24 protein-coding genes and 1 riboswitch are annotated in these 23380 nt (G+C 42.2%); of the genes, 17 read left to right on the top strand and 7 right to left on the bottom strand.

The genetic code is table 11. From position 1 onward, the window contains the following. Positions 1-29: 29 nt before the first annotated feature. Positions 30-215, top strand: coding sequence for a YqzE family protein (locus DFO73_RS08760; RefSeq protein WP_110064397.1), 186 nt, complete (start codon positions 30-32; stop codon positions 213-215). A gap of 56 nt (positions 216-271) precedes the next feature. On the opposite strand, the gene DFO73_RS08755 is transcribed toward DFO73_RS08760, so the two are convergent. Continuing rightward, on the bottom strand, positions 272-1066 hold the full coding sequence (locus DFO73_RS08755; RefSeq protein ID WP_110064396.1) for a YqhG family protein: 795 nt from the start codon (positions 1064-1066) through the stop codon (positions 272-274). Beyond that, positions 1044-2732, bottom strand: a complete 1689-nt coding sequence (locus DFO73_RS08750) for a DEAD/DEAH box helicase (protein ID WP_110064395.1) — start codon at positions 2730-2732, stop codon at positions 1044-1046. The genes DFO73_RS08755 and DFO73_RS08750 overlap by 23 nt, the downstream gene beginning before the upstream one ends. 180 nt (positions 2733-2912) lie before the next feature. Next, a riboswitch (glycine riboswitch) is annotated at positions 2913-3000 on the top strand. A 161-nt stretch (positions 3001-3161) separates the two neighbouring features. Between DFO73_RS08750 and gcvT the strand changes: the two genes are divergently transcribed. The 3 genes from gcvT to gcvPB are packed head-to-tail and all read left to right on the top strand — an operon-like array spanning position 3162 to position 7084. Next, complete coding sequence (gene gcvT, locus DFO73_RS08745) at positions 3162-4268, top strand: glycine cleavage system aminomethyltransferase GcvT (RefSeq protein ID WP_110064394.1); 1107 nt, start codon at positions 3162-3164, stop codon at positions 4266-4268. 16 nt (positions 4269-4284) lie between these two features. Continuing rightward, a complete protein-coding gene (gene gcvPA / locus DFO73_RS08740) occupies positions 4285-5631 on the top strand; it encodes an aminomethyl-transferring glycine dehydrogenase subunit GcvPA (protein ID WP_110064393.1) in 1347 nt (448 codons plus the stop codon). Then, entirely contained in the window at positions 5624-7084 is a 1461-nt protein-coding gene (gene gcvPB, locus DFO73_RS08735) for an aminomethyl-transferring glycine dehydrogenase subunit GcvPB (protein ID WP_110064392.1), read from the top strand. Before gcvPA ends, gcvPB begins: the two co-directional genes overlap by 8 nt. A gap of 120 nt (positions 7085-7204) precedes the next feature. Here the strand turns inward: gcvPB and DFO73_RS08730 are convergent, their stop codons facing one another. Further along, complete coding sequence (locus DFO73_RS08730) at positions 7205-7588, bottom strand: rhodanese-like domain-containing protein (protein ID WP_110064391.1); 384 nt, start codon at positions 7586-7588, stop codon at positions 7205-7207. A 181-nt stretch (positions 7589-7769) separates the two neighbouring features. Here DFO73_RS08730 and DFO73_RS08725 point away from each other — a divergent pair, with 181 nt between their 5' ends. From DFO73_RS08725 to DFO73_RS08710, 4 genes are all read left to right on the top strand, one after another. Further along, on the top strand, positions 7770-8606 hold the full coding sequence (locus DFO73_RS08725; RefSeq protein ID WP_110064390.1) for a lipoate--protein ligase family protein: 837 nt from the start codon (positions 7770-7772) through the stop codon (positions 8604-8606). A 495-nt stretch (positions 8607-9101) separates the two neighbouring features. Next, positions 9102-11663 carry a vitamin B12-dependent ribonucleotide reductase gene (locus DFO73_RS08720; protein WP_110064389.1) on the top strand — a complete coding sequence of 854 codons (2562 nt, stop codon included), beginning with the start codon at positions 9102-9104 and terminating at the stop codon, positions 11661-11663. Between the two features lie 161 nt (positions 11664-11824). Next, a complete protein-coding gene (gene splB / locus DFO73_RS08715; protein ID WP_110064388.1) occupies positions 11825-12850 on the top strand; it encodes a spore photoproduct lyase in 1026 nt (341 codons plus the stop codon). A 424-nt stretch (positions 12851-13274) separates the two neighbouring features. Then, positions 13275-14159: a patatin-like phospholipase family protein gene (locus DFO73_RS08710; protein WP_110064387.1), complete on the top strand. Its 885-nt coding sequence runs from the start codon at positions 13275-13277 to the stop codon at positions 14157-14159. Positions 14160-14190: 31 nt separating this feature from the next. Here the strand turns inward: DFO73_RS08710 and DFO73_RS08705 are convergent, their stop codons facing one another. Continuing rightward, positions 14191-14577 carry an SA1362 family protein gene (locus DFO73_RS08705; RefSeq protein ID WP_309043014.1) on the bottom strand — a complete coding sequence of 129 codons (387 nt, stop codon included), beginning with the start codon at positions 14575-14577 and terminating at the stop codon, positions 14191-14193. A 489-nt stretch (positions 14578-15066) separates the two neighbouring features. On the opposite strand from DFO73_RS08705, the gene DFO73_RS08700 reads away from it, so the two are divergent. The 5 genes from DFO73_RS08700 (at position 15067) to efp (ending at position 18270) form a co-directional block, all read left to right on the top strand. Further along, positions 15067-15597, top strand: a complete 531-nt coding sequence (locus DFO73_RS08700; RefSeq protein WP_110064385.1) for a YqhR family membrane protein — start codon at positions 15067-15069, stop codon at positions 15595-15597. Positions 15598-16015: 418 nt separating this feature from the next. Beyond that, positions 16016-16165, top strand: a complete 150-nt coding sequence (locus DFO73_RS28550; protein WP_181395958.1) for a hypothetical protein — start codon at positions 16016-16018, stop codon at positions 16163-16165. Between the two features lie 13 nt (positions 16166-16178). After that, a complete protein-coding gene (aroQ, locus tag DFO73_RS08695; protein ID WP_110064384.1) occupies positions 16179-16625 on the top strand; it encodes a type II 3-dehydroquinate dehydratase in 447 nt (148 codons plus the stop codon). 2 nt (positions 16626-16627) lie between these two features. After that, positions 16628-17689, top strand: coding sequence for a M24 family metallopeptidase (locus tag DFO73_RS08690; protein ID WP_110064383.1), 1062 nt, complete (start codon positions 16628-16630; stop codon positions 17687-17689). Between the two features lie 23 nt (positions 17690-17712). Then, positions 17713-18270 (top strand): elongation factor P, encoded by a 558-nt coding sequence (gene efp / locus DFO73_RS08685; RefSeq protein WP_110064382.1) that lies wholly within the window; start codon positions 17713-17715, stop codon positions 18268-18270. 42 nt (positions 18271-18312) lie between these two features. On the opposite strand, the gene DFO73_RS28545 is transcribed toward efp, so the two are convergent. The 3 genes from DFO73_RS28545 to DFO73_RS08675 form a co-directional block, all read right to left on the bottom strand. Next, positions 18313-18480, bottom strand: coding sequence for a hypothetical protein (locus tag DFO73_RS28545; protein WP_181395957.1), 168 nt, complete (start codon positions 18478-18480; stop codon positions 18313-18315). A gap of 96 nt (positions 18481-18576) precedes the next feature. Continuing rightward, positions 18577-19263, bottom strand: a complete 687-nt coding sequence (locus tag DFO73_RS08680) for an SIMPL domain-containing protein (RefSeq protein WP_110064381.1) — start codon at positions 19261-19263, stop codon at positions 18577-18579. Between the two features lie 91 nt (positions 19264-19354). Beyond that, positions 19355-20737: an alkaline phosphatase gene (locus DFO73_RS08675; protein ID WP_110064380.1), complete on the bottom strand. Its 1383-nt coding sequence runs from the start codon at positions 20735-20737 to the stop codon at positions 19355-19357. A gap of 436 nt (positions 20738-21173) precedes the next feature. Here DFO73_RS08675 and spoIIIAA point away from each other — a divergent pair, with 436 nt between their 5' ends. The 4 genes from spoIIIAA (at position 21174) to spoIIIAD (ending at position 23312) form a co-directional block, all read left to right on the top strand. Then, entirely contained in the window at positions 21174-22097 is a 924-nt protein-coding gene (spoIIIAA, locus tag DFO73_RS08670) for a stage III sporulation protein AA (RefSeq protein WP_110064443.1), read from the top strand. Continuing rightward, positions 22098-22613 (top strand): stage III sporulation protein SpoIIIAB, encoded by a 516-nt coding sequence (gene spoIIIAB / locus DFO73_RS08665; RefSeq protein WP_110064379.1) that lies wholly within the window; start codon positions 22098-22100, stop codon positions 22611-22613. Positions 22614-22701: 88 nt separating this feature from the next. Next, complete coding sequence (gene spoIIIAC / locus DFO73_RS08660) at positions 22702-22908, top strand: stage III sporulation protein AC (protein WP_110064378.1); 207 nt, start codon at positions 22702-22704, stop codon at positions 22906-22908. A gap of 14 nt (positions 22909-22922) precedes the next feature. Next, on the top strand, positions 22923-23312 hold the full coding sequence (gene spoIIIAD, locus DFO73_RS08655; RefSeq protein WP_181395966.1) for a stage III sporulation protein AD: 390 nt from the start codon (positions 22923-22925) through the stop codon (positions 23310-23312). Positions 23313-23380: the final 68 nt, after the last annotated feature.

Raw genomic sequence — 23380 nt, 5'->3', positions numbered from 1 at the left:
GAGCGATCTGAAAAGGCAGGTGTGTCTAATTGAAATCAAACGAGTACGTAAAATATATCACACAGACAGTAGTTAAATATATTGACCAGCCCAAGGATGAACGAAAAAAGTACCGAATGGAGAAAAAGGATACGAAAGAACCCTTTTTATTCAGGTGGTTTGGCGTGCTTCCTTATATTTTCTACTTTGGCATAAAGAAGAAAAAACATAAATAGCAGCAAAACAGGAAACCGGCAGCAATTGCCGGTTTTTTGTTTATTAGTGATTTGCTTCAGACCGCGCTGTCTGTCAGGTAAAAGAGCCCTCCGTTAATTATGGAAATATTAATTTTTGGCTCATACTGTTCTTTTAGTGCAGTCTTTTCCGTTTCGTAGCTTTCGCCTTTTTCCTCTGCATCCTCATAAAAATGCTCCAGCAGATCCAGGTCCTTTTGCCAGCGCATACGGGCTTCATCAGCCCAGTTATGTTCTTCTTGCTCAATCCCCATTTTTAAAAAATTCGCTACCCTCGATATTCCGCTCTTTGGCATAATGAGGGGAGAGAGAGTGAATGAGTAATCAGGGATCTTGGGCGTTAAATTCATTTCAAGCAGCTTGTCATGGAAGTTTTCTATCATGTGTCCATTTATTAATTGGAGGCCAATCGATTTGAAAACATCTCTTTTTCGGTCGCATTGATAGGAGATGCGGACGTTCATACCCAGCCAGGGCCTTAATGGAGTTTGCTGGCCAGGAGAATGATGATGATTTTCATAAAGCCTGATATAGCCTGCAAGGTTTCGTGCTGACTCAAATATCTGATGCAGACGGGGGGATCCAAAATGAATGACCTCTCCCTTCAACTGATCGGGAGCCAGCTGTTGGTTTGTAATTAGAGTCAGCTGCATAGGATTGGGGATTCCGCCTGTTTTCTCAAGATAATGCCAATAAAATGGGCGGTTCATGAGTTCCTTATCCAGTTCGATAGTAAGTTGGACAGTCATATAACCGGGGCCTTTATCGACGACCTCACAACCATTTGCGTGAAAATACCTTTCAAGAAACTTATGTATTTCCTGTTGCTGCATTCAGTCCACCTTCTTTCATATCCTCTGCAAATTGAATCATGCTAGTTAAATTCTCCATTTTGATTCTCATTTCACCCTCTGAAGCTGACTTACCAAAAATGTCGACAAGGTGATCATCAATATTTCCAAATTCAAGCTTTGTTAAAATATCATCCAAATCCCCAATGACCTTTTCAAACAGATTGATTTTCTCGTATAACAGTTTTAGAACATGCTCTTCAACTGTATCCTTAGTGGCAAAGTTATAAATCATTACATCCTTCTCCTGGCCAAGACGATGGATACGGCCAATCCTCTGTTCCAGCCTCATCGGATTCCAGGGAAGGTCGAAATTAATAATGTGATTGCAAAATTGAAGGTTTATTCCTTCTCCTCCTGCTTCTGTGGCAATAAGGACCTGTGCATTTTTTTGAAAAAGCTCTCTCATCCAATCCTTTTTGCCCCGTTTGAATCCGCCCCTAAAAGGGACAGATGTAATGCCATATTGTTTTAAAAACCATTGCAGATACATTTGGGTTGCACGGTATTCTGTGAAAATAATTACCTTATCATTAATTTTTTGAATTAATTCTAGTGCTTTTTGAGCTTTGGAATTTTGCTGTACAGCCTCAACCTTGGACACAAGGTATTGAACTTGATCCTGAAAAGCTTTAGTAGGTTCTTCCTGTCTTTTGAGCATGTTTTGCAAGGTGAAATAAACTGCCTCCCTGCTGCTGCAGGCTTCCCTTTGTAGAGTCATTACCGAAAACTGGCTCGAACTCACCCAATCGCCTTCTCCCCGCAATTCCGTAACAGCCTCATATAGCCCTCTCTCTTCCTGGGAAAATTCGATCGGAATGGTTTCGACATGTCTTTTGGTCCATTCTATCCCTGTGTCCGCCCTGCGGTTTCGAATCATAACTTTATTTACCAGTTCTTTTAAATGTTCATCATCATTTAATGAACGTGAATCTTTTTTATAGCTCTCATAAAAGGCAGACTCAGTGCCAAGATGCCCTGGTTTAAGCAGGGAAACCAAGTTGAATATCTCGCTGATCCGGTTTTGGATCGGGGTTGCGGTTAACAGAAGGCAAAATTTCTTCTTTAAATTTTGCACAAACTCATAGTTTTTTGTTTTATTATTTTTAAGCTTGTGAGCTTCATCAATAATGATCAAATCATAGTCCAGGCTGTAAATAATGTCCCGGTGCGGATTCCGCTTGGCGGTGTCTATGGAAGAAACGACAACATCGCATTGCTCCCATACATAGCTTTTCCGCTGGGCAACGGCAGGAATGAAAAATTTGCTGTTTAGTTCGATTGCCCATTGTGATACAAGGGAAGCTGGAACGAGTATCAGAACTTTTTTTACCAAACCTCTTATCATATATTCTTTTAAAATAAGACCAGCCTCAATTGTCTTGCCAAGGCCAACCTCATCAGCAAGGATGGCTTTTCCGTTCATGCTCTCAACAACCTGCTTTGCTACTTCAAGCTGATGGGGGAGCGGTGTCAGATTAGGCAGGTGCTTTGGAGCCTGCAGGCCTTCAAATTCAGGTATTATCGTATGGTTTTCGACTTCTAGAGCCAACTTATAGAGCTCCCAATTTCCCCATGGACCATCATCTTCTATTCTCTTTAAAAATTCATCCTGCCAGGAAGAATCAAAGCCAATTTGCACCGTCATAAAAACAGCTCCTTTAATCTATATAAAACATATTGCCCAAACCTGGTTAAGGTGGTAGGATGATAATAGCTTTGAAAGTTTTGAAAGTTAATACATTAAATTTAGTTTACCGAAACAATGGAGTCATTTTTTTTCTGTTTGGTATAAGTATGACCAACTTGGAAAATTTTATAAATGCGAATGATAACAAGGGGAGAGACTACATTTGTAGCGCCGAAGGAGCAAGCAATCCTGTGAATCTCTCAGGCAAAAGAACTCTTGTTTGACGCAGCTCTGGAGAGTGCTTCTATAAGGAGCCACCCAAGGGGAAAGCCGATTTCGGTAAACTTTCAGGTGCAAGGACAGAGATCTTCTCATTAACGAGGGGATTTTCTGTCCTTTTTATGTTTCCTAAAACGTTTTAAAAAAGATTATGAGGGGGACGAGTAAATGTCACAGTTAAAGCGCACACCTTTGTATGAGGTGTACAAAGATTATGGAGCAAAAACCATCGATTTTGGAGGCTGGGACCTTCCTGTACAGTTTTCAAGCATTAAAGAAGAACATGAAGCAGTTCGTAACAAGGCAGGCCTTTTCGATGTTTCCCATATGGGTGAGATCGAAGTGAAAGGAATTGACAGCCTTGCCTATCTTCAAAAAATGATGACAAATGATGTTTCAAAATTAAAAAATGCTGGTGCTCAATATACCGCCATGTGTTATGAAAATGGCGGAACTGTTGATGATTTACTTGTCTATAAAATAGAAGAAGATCACTATTTGCTAGTCGTGAATGCATCAAATATTGAAAAGGATTACCAATGGCTGCAAGATCATATTGAAGGCAGTGTGGAATTGAAAAATCTTTCTGAAGACATGGCGCAGCTTGCCCTTCAAGGACCGCTTGCTGAAAAGGTGCTGCAAAAGCTTGCAGGAAATACAAGCTTGGCGGAAATCGGCTTTTTCAAATTTCAGCAGGATGTTGAGCTGAATGGAAAGAAAGCCCTTGTTTCAAGAACTGGCTATACCGGAGAAGATGGATTTGAAGTGTACTGCGATGCTAAGGATGCTGCAGCATTGTGGAATGAAATACTTGAAGCTGGCAAAGAAGATGGCGTGCTTCCATGCGGCCTTGGTGCACGGGATACACTTCGCTTTGAAGCTAACCTTGCTCTTTATGGCCAGGAACTTTCACCTGATATCACACCGCTTGAAGCAGGAATTGGGTTTGCTGTAAAAGTGAATAAAGAAGCTGATTTTATCGGCAAGGAAGTGCTTAAGCAGCAAAAGGAAAATGGGGTTACTCGAAAGCTCGCGGGGATTGAAATGATTGACCGCGGAATCCCGCGCCATGGCTACCCTGTTTATAAAGGAGATGAGCTTATCGGGGAAGTGACAACAGGTACCCAATCTCCAACCTTAAAAAAGAATATTGGCCTTGCACTTATTAAAAAAGAACATACTGAGCTTGGCACAGAAGTAGAAGTAGAAATTCGCGGCAAACGATTAAAAGCAAAAATTGCATCTACACCTTTTTATAAAAGAGAAAAGAACTAACCGGGGGGAGAAAACGATGAAACATCGCTATTTACCGATGACAGAGTCTGACCAGAAAGCAATGCTCGAAACGATTGGCGTTAAATCTGTGGAAGATCTCTTCAGTGACATTCCTGAAAGCGTAAGATTTAAAGGTGAATATAAAATTAAACCTGCGAAATCTGAGACAGCACTAATGAAAGAGCTCACTTTAATGGCACAGAAAAATGCCGATCTCCGTACAAATACCTCTTTCCTTGGAGCAGGTGTATACGATCATTACATGCCGGTTATCGTTGACCATGTGTTATCGCGTTCAGAGTTTTATACTGCGTACACTCCTTACCAGCCGGAAATCTCCCAAGGGGAGCTTCAGGCAATTTTTGAATTCCAGACAATGATCTGCGAATTGACTGGTATGGATGTTGCTAACTCCTCCATGTATGATGGCGGAACTGCTCTTGCTGAAGCTGCAATGCTAAGTGCAGGCAATACACGACGCAAAAAAGTACTGATCTCAAGCAGCGTACATCCTGAGTCAAAGGAAGTAGTCAAGACTTATGCGAAGGGCCAATATATTGAGGTAATTGAAATTCCTCAAAAAGATGGTGTGACAGATCTTGATGCGTTAAATGAGATGATTGGCGATGATATCGCAGCAGTAATCGTTCAATATCCAAACTTTTTCGGAAGAGTGGAGCCTTTAAAAGAGCTAGAAGAAATTATCCATGCCCATAAATCCATGTTTGTTGTTTCAAGCAACCCGCTTTCACTAGGTGCATTAACGCCTCCTGGAAAATTCGGAGCAGATATCGTGGCTGGGGACGCACAGCCGTTTGGAATTCCAACAGCTTTCGGAGGCCCGCACTGCGGATATTTTGCTGTTACATCAAAGCTGATGAGAAAAGTGCCAGGACGTCTTGTCGGCCAAACTGTTGATGATCAGGGGCGCAGAGGCTTTGTTCTAACACTTCAGGCTCGTGAACAGCATATCCGCCGCGATAAAGCAACGTCCAATATTTGTTCTAATCAGGCATTAAATGCTCTTGCAGCATCGGTTGCCATGACCGCTATCGGTAAGAAGGGCGTTAAGGAAATGGCTGCAGCCAATATGCAAAAAGCCCATTATGCTAAAAAGCAGTTTAAGGAAAATGGTTTTGAAATTGCATTTGAAGGTCCTTCGTTTAACGAGTTTGTCATTAAGCTGAATACGCCAGTCAAAGAAGTAAACCAAAAGCTTCTGGAAAAAGGCATTATTGGCGGATATGACTTGGGCAGAGATTTTGCTGACCTGAAAAACCATATGCTTGTTGCTGTAACTGAATTAAGAACAAAACAAGAAATCGATGCATTTGTTAAGGAAATGGGGGATTACCATGCATAAGGAAGATCAGTCACTCATCTTTGAATTAAGCACTGAAGGCCGTATCGGTTTTAGCCTGCCTGAAATGGACGTTCCAGAAACAGATTTAAGCGAACTTCTCCCTGAAGGCTATCTAAGAGAAGAAGAGCCTGAGCTGCCGGAAGTATCCGAGCTTGATATTATGCGACATTATACTGCTCTCTCCAAACGTAACCATGGAGTGGATTCTGGGTTTTATCCATTGGGATCATGTACGATGAAGTACAACCCTAAAATCAATGAAAATGTTGCCCGCTTTAATGGTTTTGCCCATTTGCATCCTCTGCAGGACGAAAGCTCTGTTCAAGGTGCATTGGAACTAATGTATGATTTGCAGGAGCATTTAATTGAGATTACGGGAATGGATGAAGTAACGCTTCAGCCGGCTGCAGGTGCACACGGAGAATGGACTGGACTAATGATGATCCGTGCTTACCATGAAGCGAATGGCGATACAAAGCGTACGAAAGTCATCGTTCCTGACTCTGCCCACGGTACAAACCCGGCTTCTGCAACAGTCGCGGGATTTGAAACAGTAACTGTTAAATCCAACGAAAATGGATTGGTGGATTTAGAGGACTTAAGAAGAGTGGTTGGCGAAGATACTGCTGCCCTAATGCTGACCAACCCTAACACTTTGGGGCTGTTCGAAGAAAATATCCTGGAAATGGCGGAGATTGTGCATGGTGCAGGCGGAAAGCTTTATTATGATGGAGCTAATCTGAATGCTGTTCTTTCCAAAGCCCGCCCGGGAGATATGGGATTTGATGTTGTTCACCTTAATCTCCATAAAACCTTTACAGGTCCGCACGGCGGCGGCGGACCGGGATCAGGTCCTGTCGGCGTAAAAGCAGATCTCATTCCATACCTTCCTAAGCCTGTATTGGTTAAGAAAGCAGGCCAGTATGAATTTGAATATGACCGTCCGCAATCAATAGGCCGTGTGAAGCCTTATTACGGAAACTTCGGAATCAATGTGCGTGCTTATACTTATATCCGCACAATGGGACCTGATGGATTGAAGGCTGTAACTGAATATGCTGTACTAAATGCAAACTATATGATGAGGAGGCTGGCACCGTTCTTTGACCTTCCATTTGACAGGCATTGCAAACACGAATTTGTATTGAGCGGAAAGCGCCAGAAAAAGCTGGGAGTCCGTACCCTGGATATAGCCAAGCGTCTTCTAGACTTTGGCTACCATCCGCCGACCATTTACTTCCCGCTTAATGTGGAAGAGTGCATCATGATCGAACCGACAGAAACAGAATCAAAAGAAACCTTGGATTCATTTGTTGATGCCATGATCCAAATTGCCAAAGAAGCAGAGGAAAACCCTGAAATCGTTCAGGAAGCGCCTCATACGACGGTTATCGGACGCCTTGACGAAACAATGGCTGCCCGTAAGCCTGTGCTTCGCTATCAAAAGCAATAAAAACATAAAGGGTGTCCCGTACTGGGGCATCCTTTTTGGGTGTTTACAGGCTATTTGAGAAAGCAGGGAAAAATCAAAAGACCCAGCCGGTAATGGCTGGGACCTTTTAGTTTATCGCTATTATTTTTTCGCTTTAACTTTTCCGGACCATTTTTTGAATCCGCCCTGAAGGTGTGAAAGGTCCTTGTAGCCTTTACGATGTAGAAACTGGGCAGCTCTAGCGCTTCTCATGCCGCTTTGGCAATATAAATAGACAGGCTTGTCCGGGCGCAGTTCTTTCATCCGCGTTTTCATTTGTGAAAGCGGGATATTGCGTGCACCTAAAATATGGCCATTCTCAAATTCGTTTGGTTCACGGACATCAATTAATTGGGCTTTTCTATAACCTTCTCGAAACTGGTCTTCAGTAAGCGTTTTAACAATCCTGCGCTGATATAACCAAGTAACGACGGAGTAGGTAATAATTGCACCTAAAATGATAAGAATGAAATAAAGTGTATCCAATGTGTCTTTCTCCTTTCACACTTAGCTAAGCCAACTTATATTATATAAGCCTTTCCTTATGAGAGTAAAGGGAATCTGTTAAATTTATTTGGAAAATCAACTTGCTTTGATTTTCTCATGAATTTTGGTAGACTATAAACCGCAAATGACTGGTTAAAGAATCTGTAAATGAGGGTTACATATGACAAAAGAAGTTTGGCGTTTTATTGATTCAGGAGAGGGATCCCCCTCTTTTAATATGGCTTTGGATGAGGCACTGCTTGATTGGAACAGCGATGGGAAACTGCCTCCTGTTATTCGATTCTATGGATGGAACCCAGCTACACTTTCAATTGGCTACTTCCAAAAGGTTGAAAAAGAGATTGATATGGAGGCCGTTAAAAAGCATGGATTGGGTTTTGTACGCAGGCCGACAGGCGGCAGGGGCGTGCTGCATGATCACGAGCTTACATACAGTGTAATTGTTCCGGAAGAGCACCCAAATATGCCTAAAACGGTAACAGAGGCTTATAGAGTCATTTCAGAAGGCATCCTAAAAGGATTTCACGCACTTGGGATGGAAGCTTATTTTGCTGTACCGAAGACGGCTGAAGAAAGGGATTCTTTAAAAAATCCGAGGTCTGCTGTTTGTTTTGATGCCCCAAGCTGGTATGAGCTTGTAGTGGAAGGCCGCAAAGTGGCCGGCAGTGCTCAAACAAGGCAGAAAGGGGTAATCCTGCAGCATGGATCCATTTTGCTTGATTTGGATGAAGACAAGCTGTTTAGCTTATTCAAATATCCAAACGAAAGAGTAAAAGAGAGAATGCAGAAATCTTTTAAAAATAAAGCTGTCGCCATGAACCAGCTGACATCCGAAAAAATTACTCTGGACCAGGCTAAACGGGCTTTCAAAAAAGGGTTTGAAGAAGGCCTGAATATAGAGCTGGAGCCATACGAGCTGACAGCGGAAGAAATAGCTTATGTGCAAAAAATTGCTAAAGAGCGCTATGAAAATGATGAGTGGAACTTTAAAAGATAAGGGGAAAATTAAAAAGCGGGTGATTTTCCCGCTTTTTGTTAGTTGAGCCAATCGGGCCTTTACGGGCAGTTTGGACTTTGGTTATCTTGTATATGAAGATTTAGCCAATATGGGCATAACTGCCCGTTAATCTGCGATATAAAGCGGCCCTGTCGCTTTTTTGTTTTTTTTATGAATATTTTACCAATTTATATATATATAAAGTGCAAGCCTCGAAATTTATGAAAATTTATCGTTATTTGTCGTAAATCTGTCATTACCTCCTGTTTTCTTCAAAATCTAGTATTTTTTAAGTTTGACAAAATCACATATGCCTGAATTAAACACAATATGTAGTGGTGTCGAAAATATTTTAAACACTATATATTGATTTTGAGGTTTGAGGTATGGTAACTTTAGGGTACTCTTCTAACAGAGCTAGAGTTGCTTTATCTATGAAAATGTTTACACAACATACAGAGAATTGCTTGAATTTAAATCGAAGGAGTTGTAACAATGTCTGTTGCGCTAGGACAAAAAATGAAATTGAACATTGATCGTTTAAACAAGGACATCCGTTTATTTCCTCAGGTTCACCCTGTAACCCCGGATATGAAAATGACCCACAAAGGTGTTTCACGTTTAGTCATGCTGGACAGATACACTTTCAAAGATACCGAGAAAGTGACTCTGACAAACGGTGACTTCGTTGTCCTCACTATCAAAGAAGATCCGAAATTTCCTGCACGAGGTCTTGGTTTCATCCTGGATATAGACTGGGAAAACAAGACAGCCAAAGTTTTAGTCGAAGAAGATTACAGAGGAGTACTCGATGATCCGGAGGAAGCACGGACAGGTATTATTACGAAGCCGCTGGATGTAATCGAAAAGCCTTTGGAAATCTTTTATGAGCAAATTGCCATGCGTAACGCAACAGGCCTTGCATCCGTTGAGAAGACAGAAGAAAAGAGAAAGGAATGGTTTGAAAAGTTTTATCAGGAACTAAAGAACTTAAACTTTATTCCAGCTGGCCGCGTTCTATACGGAGCAGGTGCTGACACGGATGTTACGTATTTCAACTGTTACGTAATGCCGTTTGTCCAGGACTCCCGTGAAGGGATCTCCGAGCACCGCAAACAGGTTATGGAAATCATGAGCCGCGGCGGCGGAGTGGGAACAAATGGTTCTACACTAAGACCTCGCAATACACTGGCAAAAGGAGTTAACGGTAAATCTTCCGGTTCAGTTTCCTGGCTGGATGACATTGCAAAACTGACTCACCTTGTTGAACAGGGAGGGTCCCGCAGAGGGGCTCAGATGATTATGCTGTCGGACTGGCATCCGGACATTATTGAATTCATCATCTCTAAAATGCAGAATCCAAGGATTTTACGATTCCTTCTTGAAAATACAAACGATGAAACAATTAAAAAATATGCAAAAGAAAAATTGAAATTTACTTCTTTTACCGAACAGGAAATTGCTATGTACCAGGGAATTGTTAATTACAAGACTATTCCGGGATATGGCGGATTCAGCGAGAAGATCATCAAGGATGCAGAAGAAAAACTGGCTACGGGCGGTACTTACAGTGTTCATAACTCTGAATTCCTGACAGGTGCAAACATATCAGTCTGCCTGACAAAAGAATTCATGGATGCAGTCGAGAATGACGCAGAGTACGAGCTTCGCTTCCCGGATGTGGAATCCTACGATGCCGAGACCATGAAAACATATAATGAAGAGTGGCACAAAGTCGGTGACGTAAGAGAATGGGAAAAGCTGGGCTACAAGGTTCGGGTTTACCGCAAAATTAAAGCGAAAGAGCTATGGAACTTGATTAATATCTGTGCAACATACTCTGCAGAACCAGGAATCTTCTTTATCGATAATGCCAACGACATGACAAATGCACAAGCATATGGACAAAAGGTTGTAGCAACAAACCCGTGTGGGGAACAGCCTCTCGCACCATATTCTGTCTGCAATCTGGCAGCTGTGAACCTGGCTGAAATGGCAGATAAGGAAAACAGAACAGTAAACTTTGAAAAGCTGAAGCGTACTGTCGAAGTGGGCGTCCGTATGCAGGATAATGTAATAGATGCAACCCCATACTTCCTTGAAGAGAACCAAAAGCAGGCACTTGGTGAGCGCCGTGTAGGTCTTGGCGTTATGGGACTTCATGATTTGCTCATCTACTGCGAAACTGAATATGGCTCTGAAGAAGGAAATGATCTAATAGACAAAGTCTTTGAAACAATTGCAACGACAGCGTATAGAGCTTCTGTAGAGCTTGCAAAGGAAAAGGGAAGCTTCCCATTCTTAACAGGCGAGAATGCAGAGGATACAAACCGCTTACGCAAAGCATTTACACAAACAGGCTTCATGAAGAAAATGCCTGAAGATGTCCGTCAGTCTATCCTGGAAAATGGAATCCGCAATTCGCATCTATTAACTGTTGCTCCGACTGGATCTACAGGAACAATGGTTGGAGTTTCTACAGGCCTTGAGCCATATTTCTCCTTCTCTTACTTCAGAAGCGGCCGCTTAGGCAAGTTTATTGAAGTAAAGGCAGATATCGTTCAGGAATATTTGGACCGCAACCCGGATGCAGATTCAGATAATCTGCCTGAATGGTTTGTGGCAGCGATGGATTTGGCCCCAGAAGCACATGCTGATGTACAGTGTGTAATTCAGCGCTGGATTGACAGTTCAATAAGCAAAACGGTAAATGCACCGAAGGGCTATAGTGTTGAGCAGGTAGAAAAAGTGTATGAGCGCCTATACCGCGGCGGTGCCAAGGGTGGAACGGTCTATGTTGACGGATCACGCGATTCTCAGGTCTTGACATTGAAAGCTGAAGAAAATAGCTTTGATGATACAGAAACCGTTAAGAAAGAGAAAACAAAGCAGCATGTTGTCTTAGTTGATACAATTAGCGACCTTCGTTCAACAGATGTCACAATCGGTTCAGAAGTAGGCAATACTTGCCCGGTATGCCGAAAAGGAAAGGTAAAAGAGATCGGCGGATGCAATACGTGTACGAACTGTAATGCCCAGCTGAAATGCGGTCTGTAAAACTAAATGGTACTACTAGAGAAGATGGAAATAATTGTTCCATCTTCTTTTTTTGCTGTCGGGGGATTTGGCTCATACTACTGTCATAAGGTTCAGCCAGCCATCATGAAAGTAAATGGTTCGTTGAACAATCGACTAACTTAAAAAGTGAGGTTACTCCATTGAAGCCTTTTATCCCGCAGCTTGTTTATATGGAACCGCAAGCCTTGGAATATCCTTTAGGCAGAGAGCTTAAAGAGAAGTTTGAAAAAATGAAGATCGAAATTAGGGAGACGACATCCCACAACCAGGTCAGAAATATTCCCGGTGATAATGAATTGCAGAAATATCGAAATGCAAAATCCACATTAGTTGTGGGTATAAGAAGAACCCTGAAATTTGATACTTCCAAACCTTCAGCCGAATACGCCATCCCTCTGGCTACCGGCTGCATGGGCCATTGCCACTACTGCTATTTGCAAACGACGCTAGGCAGCAAGCCTTATATACGTACGTACGTGAATCTGGAGGAAATCTTCGATCAGGCCACAAAATATATGGAGGAAAGAAAACCTGAGATAACGCGCTTTGAAGCAGCGTGTACTTCCGATATAGTTGGGCTGGATCATCTGACACATTCTTTGAAAAAGACGATTGAATTTATGGGCCAGACGGAATATGGCCAGCTTCGATTTGTAACGAAATACCATCATGTTGATCACTTGCTCGATGCCAAACATAATGGAAAAACACGTTTCCGTTTTAGTGTCAATTCACGCTATGTGATTAAAAATTTTGAGCCGGGTACTTCTTCCTTTGATGATCGGCTTGAAGCCGCCCGAAAAGTGGCAAACGCGGGGTATCCGCTAGGTTTTATTGTTGCGCCTATTTATATGCACGAAGACTGGCGTGAAGGATATCTTGAGCTTTTCAAAAGGTTAAGCAAATCGCTTGAGGGCGTCAGCTTTCAAGGATTGACCTTCGAATTGATTCAGCATAGATTTACGAAACCGGCCAAAAAGGTGATTGAAAAGCGCTACCCAAAGTCAAAGCTTGAAATGGATGAAGAAAAGCGCAAATATAAATGGGGAAGGTACGGAATCGGCAAATATGTATACCCGACGGAAGAAGCAAAAGATCTGGAGAACACAATCAGAGAATATGTACATTCCTTCTTTCCGGAGGCGGAGGTCCAATATTTCACTTAAGGAATGGCTCTGTTAAATTTGCCTGTTGATTTCAGCACGAGGCACTCCCTTTCCTCGGGCGGTCCGACGCTCCTCGTCGCTTTGCTCCTGCGGGGTCACCCTTTGATCCCACTCCCGCAGGACGTTGAATAAGTATCCTCGAATAAATACCACACGAAGAAAATGCGAATGCATTTTCGAGGAGTTCGTGCCTTCTGCTCCAATCAACAGGGTGCTAAAAAACAACAATAAGCTTTAACAGAGTCTAAGGAATAAAAGCGGATGCAGAGAACTTCTCCGCAAGGCTTTGAGAACCTCCTAAATTACTAATTTTTAAACTCCAGGAAATTCTGCTTGTCAGCCGTACTATTTTAAAAAGCTCCTGATTAAAGATGTATAAGTAAGAGTTCCTCTATAAGTAAGTACATCGACAGGAGTGGCTTACATGTTTATAGACGGTGTTTTTTCTGGAGGAGGAATCAAGGGGTTTGCTTTAATTGGTGCGTATGACGCAGTCCAAAAACGGGGGTTCCAATTCAAGCGGGTAGCCGGAACGAGTGCAGGATCCATTGTGGCTGCATTAATTGCTGCAAGGTATACAAGTGATGAAATATACCAGCTTGTGGATGAACTGGATGTAAAAAAATTTCTTGATGAAAGAAAGACATTATTACCTTTCTCTGTCACTAAATGGCTTCTGCTTTATTGGCGATTAGGGTTATACAAAGGTGTGGAACTGGAGAATTGGATGGCTGAAAAGCTGGCTGCAAGAGGTATAAGAACATTTGCTGACCTGCCGCCTCAATCACTAAGGGTAATAGCCTCTGACCTGACCAATGGCCGGCTTGTTGTTTTGCCTGATGATCTTGTTCACTATGGGATTAATCCGGGCTCTTTCCCGGTGGCCAAGGCAATCCGGATGAGCTGCAGCCTTCCTTATTTTTTTGAGCCAGTTAAACTGCAGGCATACAGCCGCTCAAGTGTAATCGTTGACGGGGGAGTTTTGAGCAATTTTCCGATGTGGTTATTTGATAGGGAAAATGTAAAAAAACCGAGGCCAGTATTAGGGATTAAGTTAAGCCATAATCTAAGTGAACGGCCTCCCAATAAGATCGCGAATGCTATACAAATGTACGAAGCCCTTTTCGAAACCATGAAAGATGCGCATGATGCACGATACATTTCAAGGAAGCACGCGCAAAATATCATATTTATCCCAACTGATGGGGTCCTGACGGCCGAATTTGAGCTAACTGACCAAAAGAAAAAGGATTTACTTGAGCATGGCAGGCAATGTGCGGAGCAATTTTTTGGAAGCTGGAGTTACTAATATAAACTATAAAAAAAAATCGAGCCCTTGATTAAAGGGATGCTCGATTTTTCTTTTTGCCTTTTTTGCCTTCTATGACAGTAAGGTGTGGTGAAGACTTTTTCTTGGATTTTTTAATTGAAGTAAGGGAGCCGATGGAAGCCTTTTTGCCGTTGGCTGAACCTGCTTCTTTATGGTTAAAGCGTTTTTTAGATTTTTTAGCTGCGCGTATAAAAGCCCGCTGCTCTCGCTTAGAGGGATTAGCTCTGTTAAAGCGCTGAAAAAGAAAGTATATAACAGCACCTATAATGACAATGACAGCTATTCTCTGCAAAAAACCGGCAGGATCTGAGATCAGGCTGACGGCAACTCCAAGGGCAGCGAGAATTATAAGCCCGGAGACAATATAAAATGAAATCCGATTTTTCAAGAAAGCCACCTCCCTAAAAGCATGATGAGCAAATTTCTAAGCTTTTAAACTATATATGCAAAGATTTAAGTAATTTCTTCACTAAAAGTTTCCATCATTTTTTTCTTTTCCTATTTGTTCGCTTTTTAAACGAAAGAATGAAAACTTTAATGTAATTACTTGACATTTATTCATTTTCAAATGCCGGCAGCAATAAAAGTCGGGGTGGGCTTGCACATTTCCGCTGCCCCCTTCCTTCTTACTTAAATTTATGCTCTTTTCTTTAATCCCGGAACCCCCTTTTAGAGAAATAGGTTCAATCAGCCGGGAGCTTTAAATTTTTATATTCGTATATTTATTTTATTCTACTTAAAATCCTGTAAAACCTCTATCCAGCAGGAAAAATCTTAAAAATATCCCCAATTATTTCGGGAAGAAACGATCCGGTTATATATAATTTTCAATATGGTGCAAATGAATAATTGCAGGTGGACATAATAGGAAATGGAGGTGGCATAAATGGCAGAAGAAAGAGAGCAGTTAGAACAAAATCAAAGAGAAAAGCCGATGTCTTTTATGGCTATGGTAGTCATTACTGGTTTGATCGGAGGCATCTTGTGGAGCGGGCTAGCCTATTTGGCTTATGTATTCAATTTTACGGAAATACGTCCAAATGTCATTCTTGAGCCCTGGACAATAGGAGCCTGGAAAGAAGGCTGGCTGGGAACCGTTATTTCGATTCTGCTGATTGGAGGCATTTCTATTGTTGCTGCACTTATTTATTACGCAGCATTGCGTAAGTTTCAAAGTATATTCGTGGGAGTTGGCTATGGATTTGCCCTTTTCTTAATTGTATTTTTTGTATTAAATCCAATATTCCCTGGAATTAGCCCTTTCTGGGAGCTTGAGAGAAATACAATTATAACGTCCCTTTGTTTCTATATTTTATTTGGAGTGTTTGTCGGGTATTCCATCTCTTACGAAGCGCATGAACTTCGCGGAAAAAATGAGGATGAAAAGAAGGCACGTACAGATCCGGAGTTCCCGTAGCCAAAAAAGAATGTAAAAGCAGAAGAAGTGGTTTCAAAGGAACTTATGACGCAACATCTCAGCGAAAAGCTGGAAAAGTGGTATCAAAAGTTCTTCTTCAATGAGCTACCGGTAAAGCGTGCATACTTTGTTGATTGGAGCTAAGGCGAGAGGTCCTCGAAAATGTATTCGCATTTTCTTCGTGCGGTGTTTATTCGTGGATGCTTAATCTCCTGCGGGAATACGGGTCGAAGGGAGACCCTGCAGGCGCGTCATGTGCCGAGGAGGCTCCCGGACCGCCTGCGGGTTTCTTGAGCGAAAATCATCAGGTAAGGCTAAAAGAGCCAATGGAAAAAGCAAAATGCTAAAGCGGAGAAAGCCTCCTCTTATGGCGGCCTTCCCGCTGTAAAGAAAAACAGCTACATAAAGGGAATGCAGAGTGAAAGTGAAAACAACTCAACTGTATGAAGTTCCGCTTTATGTTAGAATGTTCTTAATGGACATTCTTTTTCACTGGAATCGAAAAGCGATCGAGAAAGATTTATTCATGTATTACATTCCAGGAAAGAAGCCCATTGCGACTAAGTAAGAGGGGGTTGATCATGAGGAAAATACTCCTGTTAAATGGGCCCAATTTAAATTTGCTTGGGAAGCGGGAACCAGGCGTTTATGGTAATGAAACTCTTAAGAATCTGGAAGAAAACATCACTTCATTGGGCGGTGCACACCAAATTGAAGTGTCTTGTTTCCAATCAAACCATGAAGGCGAATTAATAGACAGGCTTCATCTTGCCAATGAAGATGGAACAAAAGGTATTATATTTAATCCTGGAGCATTTACTCACTACAGTTATGCAATAAGGGATGCCATAGCAGGAATCCAGGTTCCTGTGATCGAAGTACATATATCTAATGTTCATTCCCGTGAAGAATTCCGCCATACATCTGTCATTGCCCCTGTGGCACACGGACAAATTGTCGGGCTGGGATTTAAGGGTTATGAACTGGCTTTTTATGCCTTAATAGATCTTGCAAAGGGGAGAGGATAAGAATGGAAAAAATCCAAAAGCTGCGCTCAAGCTTCGAGCTATCAGGTATAGATGGAATGTTGATTGCAAGCAGTTATAACCGCCGTTATATGACAGGTTTTACGGGGTCGGCAGGCGTGGTTCTAATCAGTGCAGAAAAAGCGTTGTTCATCACTGACTTCCGCTATACAGAGCAGGCGGCAAAACAATGTGAAGGCTATGAGATTGTTAAGCATACTGGAGCCATTCCCGAAGAAGTGGCAGAACAGGCAAAACAACTTGGGATTAAGAAGCTGGGATTTGAAGAGGACCATTTAACTTTTTCCGCCTTTAAAGCCTATGAAAAAGCGGTTGAAGCCGAACTTGTTCCTGTTTCCGGGACAATTGAAAAGTTACGCTTGATTAAGACCGAATCAGAGATTAAGATAATAAAGGTGGCAGCTGACATAGCGGATGCTGCATTTAAACATATTCTAGATATCATTCGTCCAGGGGTTACCGAGCTGGAAATATCGAATGAATTAGAGTTCTTTATGAGAAAAGCGGGTGCAGTTTCATCTTCGTTTGATATTATCGTAGCATCCGGACACCGTTCTGCCCTTCCGCATGGAGTGGCAAGCGATAAGGTGATCGAAAAAGGAGATTTCGTCACTCTTGATTTTGGCGCTTATTATAAAGGATATGTTTCAGATATCACCCGTACAGTAGCAGTCGGGGAACCTGAAGATAAGCTGAAAGAAATTTATAATATCGTTCTTGAAGCTCAGGAGCGCGGGATGGAAGGCATAAAACCGGGAATGAGCGGCAAAGAAGCAGATGCTTTAACCCGGGACTATATTTCCGAAAAAGGCTATGGAGAATATTTTGGCCACTCTACTGGTCATGGCATAGGGCTGGAAGTGCATGAAGGACCAGGTTTATCGTTTAAATCCGATGTCATTCTTGAACCTGGCATGGTGGTAACAGTGGAGCCGGGCATTTACATACCGGGTCTTGGCGGAGTCCGCATTGAGGATGACACATTAATTACAAAGGATCATAATGAAACGCTTACTCATTCTACCAAAGAATTGATTATTCTTTAATTGAACTTTAGGAGGACATATTCATGATTTCAGTAAACGATTTTCGTACGGGATTAACAATTGAAGTTGATAACGGCATTTGGCGCGTAATGGATTTCCAGCATGTTAAGCCAGGAAAAGGTGCGGCATTTGTCCGCTCCAAATTGCGTAATCTCCGCACAGGCGCTATTCAGGAAAAAACCTTCCGTGCCGGTGAGAAAGTTGCGAAAGCCCAAATTGATAACCGTAAAATGCAATATCTTTATGCAAATGGAGACCAGCACGTATTCATGGACAATGAGTCTTATGAGCAGATTGAACTTCCTGCTTCTTCAATTGAATACGAATTAAAGTTTTTAAAGGAAAATATGGAAGTTGCAATCATGCTTTACCATGGAGAATCCCTAGGTATCGAGCTTCCAAACTCTGTTGAGCTGACAGTAACTGAAACGGAGCCAGGCATTAAAGGGGATACAGCTTCAGGCGGAACAAAGCCGGCTACTCTTGAAACAGGTCTTACTGTACAAGTTCCTTTCTTCATCAATGAAGGAGACAAGCTGATCATCAATACAACTGACGGTTCTTATGTATCACGCGCCTAATGATTAGAAAAAAATCCCGAGCTTCTCGGGATTTTTTTTGTTTTATCCTTTATATTTTCTGCCTTCCGCTCCGGGTGATATATCGGTGTCACTGCGGTTATTATAGTCGGGGTCGGAAGTTGGCGCTGTTTTGTTATCCCGTGTTCCGCCGAGATAGGCCCTGTCCCCTTTTTTCTGGTTTTTTAAAAATTCGCCTAAATTTTCATTCATATGCAAGGACCTCTCTTTTTACGTATTGTGAAAAAAATGCATTCGTTCACAATCTTATTATCCTCGTATTGACAAGAATTATAAGTCGAATTCATCCTAGCTATAATACATAAATTCTGCAGTCACTCGGCTCGTTATATCAATCGTTCCCGGTTGGATGGGTGTACTTGCTTCGCTTTTAACAAAAGCTGCAGGCTGGAAGGGAACAGGTCTTTCAAAGTCAAAAGCACCTTCAGTAACGGATAAAGGTGTCCCGACTAATTGGACTTTTAAAGCAGCCGCTATCGTTTCGGCCTTTTTATAAGCATCCATAACAGCCAGGGTCAATGCCTGCTGATAGTATAGACTTTGGCTTTCTATTTCAAAAGTAATCCCCCTGACAAGATTGGCTCCGCTGTCCACTGCCGTATCGACAACAAGGCCGGTATTTTCAATATTCTCTACAGTAATGCCAAGTACATGCTCCACTTTGTAACCGCGAAAAACCTGTTTCCCATCCACGAAATCATATTGCGGGAAAATCGAAAAATCCGCTGTTCGAATTTGTTGATCTAGTATTCCAATGTTATTTAATGCAATTTTAATGTTAGCGATTGCTTGTGCATTATTATCCTGTGCTTTTTGCAGCTCTTGGTCTTCGGTTGAAACTCCAAGTGTTACGATGGATTGGTTTGGCTGGACTGCTATTTTCCCTTCACCTGAAACTCGTACGATATTGGGTTTAGATCTGGTCTGGCTGGCAGTATGGGATGAATGGCGGACGAATGGATGCTGATAATACATGAAATGCTCTCCCCGCTTTCATAATTTAAGCTCTCTCTAGAATGTACGGCTGAGAAGGGGATAAAATACGCATTAAATTGCCTGCCAGGTATTATTCCCATTCATATCTCATCAATGATGCAATTTTTTTAGGAATATCGGTGTTATCAAGGACGCCTGAAAAAACCTCACTTCCTTTGCCATAAGCGAATAAAGGGATCATATTGCCTGTGTGCCCTCCAGTTGAACTTAAAGATCTGACTTTGTTTGTAATAATTCCCCCATGGTTTCTTTCTGCAATCAGGCTTCCAATCTCCCAAGCTGCCAAGTATTGAGGATAAACTTTGTTATCCGAATTTAGCAAATGGTTATTAAAAGCTGCAATTTCCTTATCAGTTAGATCAATATTGGCGTATTTCTTTATAACCTCTTTGATGCTGGCTGTTCTGTAGGATCTTGAATTTTGATCCTTTACAAATTGGCTGACCATATATTGGGGAGTGGCTTTAATTTTCTTCAGCCTCTGTATATCCAGAGGCTCTGAGGCAGATATCCCCATTGTTTCATGGTCGGCGGCAACAAGTACGAGTGTATCTCCGTCATTTTTGGCCCATTCAACCGCATACCTTACAGCCTCATCAAATTCAATTGTTTCTTTCCATATGCTTGTAATATCGCCCGCATGTGAAGCATGGTCAATCCTTGCACCTTCTGCCATAAGAAAAAAGCCCTTTTCCCCTTTTGACAATACACCGATTGCTTTTTCGGTCATTTCTTTTAAACTTGGTTCTTTGCTCCCTTTTAAAGGGCGATCCAATTTAAAGTTCATATAACCATTATTGAACAAACCGAGAAGCTTATTGCCCTTTGCATTCAACAGCTCATCTCGATTGCTTACATAGGTATAACCATTTAGAGTGGCTTCCTTAATTAAATCTCTGCCATTCTGTTTTTTGGGTTTAAAATAGGCCCTTCCCCCTCCCATCAGCACATCCACTTGATTGTTCAGCTGCTGGCGTGCTATTTCCTCCTGTCCGGACCACCTGTTGGGTACGCTTGCTGTAAACGCAGCAGGGGTAGCATCTGTAATCGTATTCGTAGAAATAACTCCAGCTTTCTTTCCGTCTTTTTTAAACAAATCCAGGATACTGTCTGTTTCCATTCCATCCGGGGTTACTCCAATCATTTCATTATTGGTCTTTTTGCCTATCGCCAAAGCCGTTCCACCTGCAGCGGAATCTGTTACCAGGCTATTGGCAGAGTCGGTATGAACAAGTGCAGTATATGGAAGAGTCTCCAGGAACAGTCGCCCATTTTTCCCGTACTCCATTTCTCTTGCGATCTCAATTTGTCCGACTCCCATGCCATCTCCAATCATCAGGATGACATTTCGAGGTCCTTCCAAACCTGCAGGCCGAGCGAGCCCCTCAGCAGGGAAACCTATAAGAACGGCGATTTGAATAATTAGCATGAGGCATATCCATTTTGCTTTCATTTATTGACACCAGCCTTTTTAAACTTTTCTTGGACTTATTTTTTGGGAAATCTTAATTTTTTACTCTGATTGGATCAATTTAAAAGGCTCATTTCGTAAAGATTGTTGTTTTTAGTTATCTAAATTTAGAGAAGTTGGAAGGTGCTGGACTCTTGGGGGAGCAGCGTGTTGGAGGACACCCCGCAAGCGCAGAGCGCTAAGGAGGCACCTGAGACCGTCCCCGAAAAACGAGCACCTGAAACATAAATCAACAGACAAGTTTTGGGTGTTAATTGTATTTAAATAGCAAAGTATGCGAAAGCAGCCATTTAAAAAACTTGTCCCAAAGAAAATGGGAGAGCCTGCAAATCCAAGTCATAATGTTTTGTTGCAGGCATACATTTTAAATAATGAGAAGCTAGTCCGAAGCGAAATATTTAAAAATGGAGGAGCAAACATGGAAACGATTATAGCCTTTTTGCCGAAAAAAATTTCTGAAAAGCTGAAACAAATCCCTCCACATATTTTAAAGGATATGGAAGAAATTAGGGTCCGAATAAACAGGCCGCTCGAATTAACCGCGAAGGGAATGCCTCATTTCCTCCCTTATATTGTTGATTCGGAAGATGCGGTGCACTTACTGAATAAAATAAGCCACTTTTCCATTTATACACTAGAAGAAGAATTAAAAAGGGGCTATATCACCATTGAAGGGGGCCATCGAGTCGGGCTCGCCGGGAAGGTGATTCTTGAAGAAGGAAAAGTGAAGGCAATCAGGGATATTTCCTCCTTTAATATAAGGGTTGCCAAAGAAAAAATCGGCATTGCCGAAAAGCTGATTCCACGCATCTATAAAGAAGGCTGGCTGCACACCATGATCATCGGTCCGCCGCAAACAGGGAAAACCACATTGCTGAGAGATATAGCGAGAATTATATCATCCGGGGATCCGGATGGGGCTTTTCAGGCGAGCAAGGTGGGAATTATCGATGAACGCTCCGAAATCGCCGGCTGTGTAAGTGGGATCCCGCAAATGTCATTCGGGCACAGAATCGATGTCCTTGATGCGTGCCCGAAGGCAGAAGGCATGATGATGATGATCCGTTCGATGAGTCCGGAGGTTTTAATCGTTGATGAAATTGGAAGGCAGGAAGATGCAGAAGCCATTATGGAAGCCGTAAATGCCGGAATCAAACTGATAATGACCACACATGGAAACTCACTGGAGGAAATTAAGAAACGGCCCACTTTAAGAGCAGTTTTAGAGATGGGGATTTTCCAGAGATTTATTGAACTCAGCAGGAGAGACGGACCAGGCAGCATTACTTGTATTAAGGACGCTGCTGGCAAGGAGATCCTGCAAGAAGTGAGAGTGACGTAAATGATGAAGCTAATTGGAGCTGTTTTTATAATAATCGCTACAACATGGGCTGGATTTGAAGCTTCCAGGCATCTGACAGAACGTCCGAGGCAGCTTCGCCAGCTGAAATCGGCCCTGCAGTCCCTAGAGGCTGAAATTATGTACGGTCACACACCTCTTCATGAAGCAGCCAGAAGGCTGTCTGCCCAGTTGCCTAAACCATTATCATGGTTTTTCGAATCATTCGCTAAAAAATTGACCGACTCTGAGACAACTGTCAAGGATGCCTGGGAACAAAGCTTAAAAGAAATATGGAAAATGACCGCTTTTAAACAAGGTGAATTCGAGATAATGAAGCAATTTGGAGAAACACTTGGGCGGCATGACCGGCTTTCGCAGCAAAAGCAGATTATGCTTACCCTTTCACATTTGGAACGAGAAGAAGCAGATGCGCATGACAAGCAAGTTAAATACGAAAGAATGGTTAAAAGCCTCGGCTTTTTATCGGGATTACTATTAATCATTTTACTAATGTAGGTTTTGCGGGCAGCTATTTTACGAATATGCCGATGAAGCAGGCAGCATTGGCTGCCGGACTCTGGACAGAGCTTAGGAGGAGAAAAGGATGGGATTAGAGGTTGATATCATATTCAAAATTGCGGGTGTCGGGATCGTGGTAGCCTTTTTGCATACCATTTTGGATCAGGTTGGAAAGAAGGAATACGCACAGTGGGTTACGCTTTTCGGCTTTATTTATATATTATTCATGGTTGCATCCATTGTAGATAACCTATTCCAAAAAATAAAATCAGTGTTCTTATTCCAGAGCTAAAGGGGGGCTCAGCCATTGAAATTCTTCAAATAGCCGGATTCTCTCTTGTTGCTACGTTCCTTGCTCTAATTGTAAAAGAACAAAAACCTAATTTTGCCTTTTTGCTGATTGTTTTTGTAGGCTGTGCCATTTTCCTGTTTCTGGTCGACCAAATATACGCCATCATCCACATGATTGAAAAGATTGCCATAAATGCAAAGGTCAACATCGTATATGTGGAAACGATTTTAAAAATAATTGGGATTGCCTATATAGCTGAATTTGCTGCCCAAATCACGAAAGATGCAGGCCAGGGGGCTATTGCAGCAAAAATCGAGATGGGCGGAAAAATCCTTATCCTGGCAATGGCCATCCCCATACTGACTGTATTGATTGAAACCATCATCCAGATGATTCCAAGTTAAATTGAGCTGGCCGGCCAATTAACCTGGCAGGCCTGTTATGAAAGACAAGCCTCCCTTGTGCTGGCAAA

Source organism: Cytobacillus oceanisediminis (assembly GCF_003182355.1).
Classification (GTDB): domain Bacteria; phylum Bacillota; class Bacilli; order Bacillales; family Cytobacillaceae; genus Cytobacillus; species Cytobacillus oceanisediminis_A.
Note: the sequence above shows the minus strand (reverse complement) of the source record. Positions and strands in the feature narration are given on the sequence as shown.

What these genes read in the sequence shown, in the direction of transcription:
- DFO73_RS08755 (WP_110064396.1), bottom strand. Translation starts at nt 1,066, where the DNA reads ATGCAGCAACAGGAAATACATAAGTTTCTTGAAAGGTATTTTCACGCA.
- DFO73_RS08750 (WP_110064395.1), bottom strand. Translation starts at nt 2,732, where the DNA reads ATGACGGTGCAAATTGGCTTTGATTCTTCCTGGCAGGATGAATTTTTA.
- gcvT (WP_110064394.1), top strand. Translation starts at nt 3,162, where the DNA reads ATGTCACAGTTAAAGCGCACACCTTTGTATGAGGTGTACAAAGATTAT.
- gcvPA (WP_110064393.1), top strand. Translation starts at nt 4,285, where the DNA reads ATGAAACATCGCTATTTACCGATGACAGAGTCTGACCAGAAAGCAATG.
- gcvPB (WP_110064392.1), top strand. Translation starts at nt 5,624, where the DNA reads ATGCATAAGGAAGATCAGTCACTCATCTTTGAATTAAGCACTGAAGGC.
- DFO73_RS08725 (WP_110064390.1), top strand. Translation starts at nt 7,770, where the DNA reads ATGACAAAAGAAGTTTGGCGTTTTATTGATTCAGGAGAGGGATCCCCC.
- DFO73_RS08720 (WP_110064389.1), top strand. Translation starts at nt 9,102, where the DNA reads ATGTCTGTTGCGCTAGGACAAAAAATGAAATTGAACATTGATCGTTTA.
- DFO73_RS08710 (WP_110064387.1), top strand. Translation starts at nt 13,275, where the DNA reads ATGTTTATAGACGGTGTTTTTTCTGGAGGAGGAATCAAGGGGTTTGCT.
- DFO73_RS08700 (WP_110064385.1), top strand. Translation starts at nt 15,067, where the DNA reads ATGGCAGAAGAAAGAGAGCAGTTAGAACAAAATCAAAGAGAAAAGCCG.
- aroQ (WP_110064384.1), top strand. Translation starts at nt 16,179, where the DNA reads ATGAGGAAAATACTCCTGTTAAATGGGCCCAATTTAAATTTGCTTGGG.
- DFO73_RS08690 (WP_110064383.1), top strand. Translation starts at nt 16,628, where the DNA reads ATGGAAAAAATCCAAAAGCTGCGCTCAAGCTTCGAGCTATCAGGTATA.
- efp (WP_110064382.1), top strand. Translation starts at nt 17,713, where the DNA reads ATGATTTCAGTAAACGATTTTCGTACGGGATTAACAATTGAAGTTGAT.
- DFO73_RS28545 (WP_181395957.1), bottom strand. Translation starts at nt 18,480, where the DNA reads ATGAATGAAAATTTAGGCGAATTTTTAAAAAACCAGAAAAAAGGGGAC.
- DFO73_RS08680 (WP_110064381.1), bottom strand. Translation starts at nt 19,263, where the DNA reads ATGTATTATCAGCATCCATTCGTCCGCCATTCATCCCATACTGCCAGC.
- DFO73_RS08675 (WP_110064380.1), bottom strand. Translation starts at nt 20,737, where the DNA reads ATGAAAGCAAAATGGATATGCCTCATGCTAATTATTCAAATCGCCGTT.
- spoIIIAA (WP_110064443.1), top strand. Translation starts at nt 21,174, where the DNA reads ATGGAAACGATTATAGCCTTTTTGCCGAAAAAAATTTCTGAAAAGCTG.
- spoIIIAB (WP_110064379.1), top strand. Translation starts at nt 22,098, where the DNA reads ATGATGAAGCTAATTGGAGCTGTTTTTATAATAATCGCTACAACATGG.
- spoIIIAC (WP_110064378.1), top strand. Translation starts at nt 22,702, where the DNA reads ATGGGATTAGAGGTTGATATCATATTCAAAATTGCGGGTGTCGGGATC.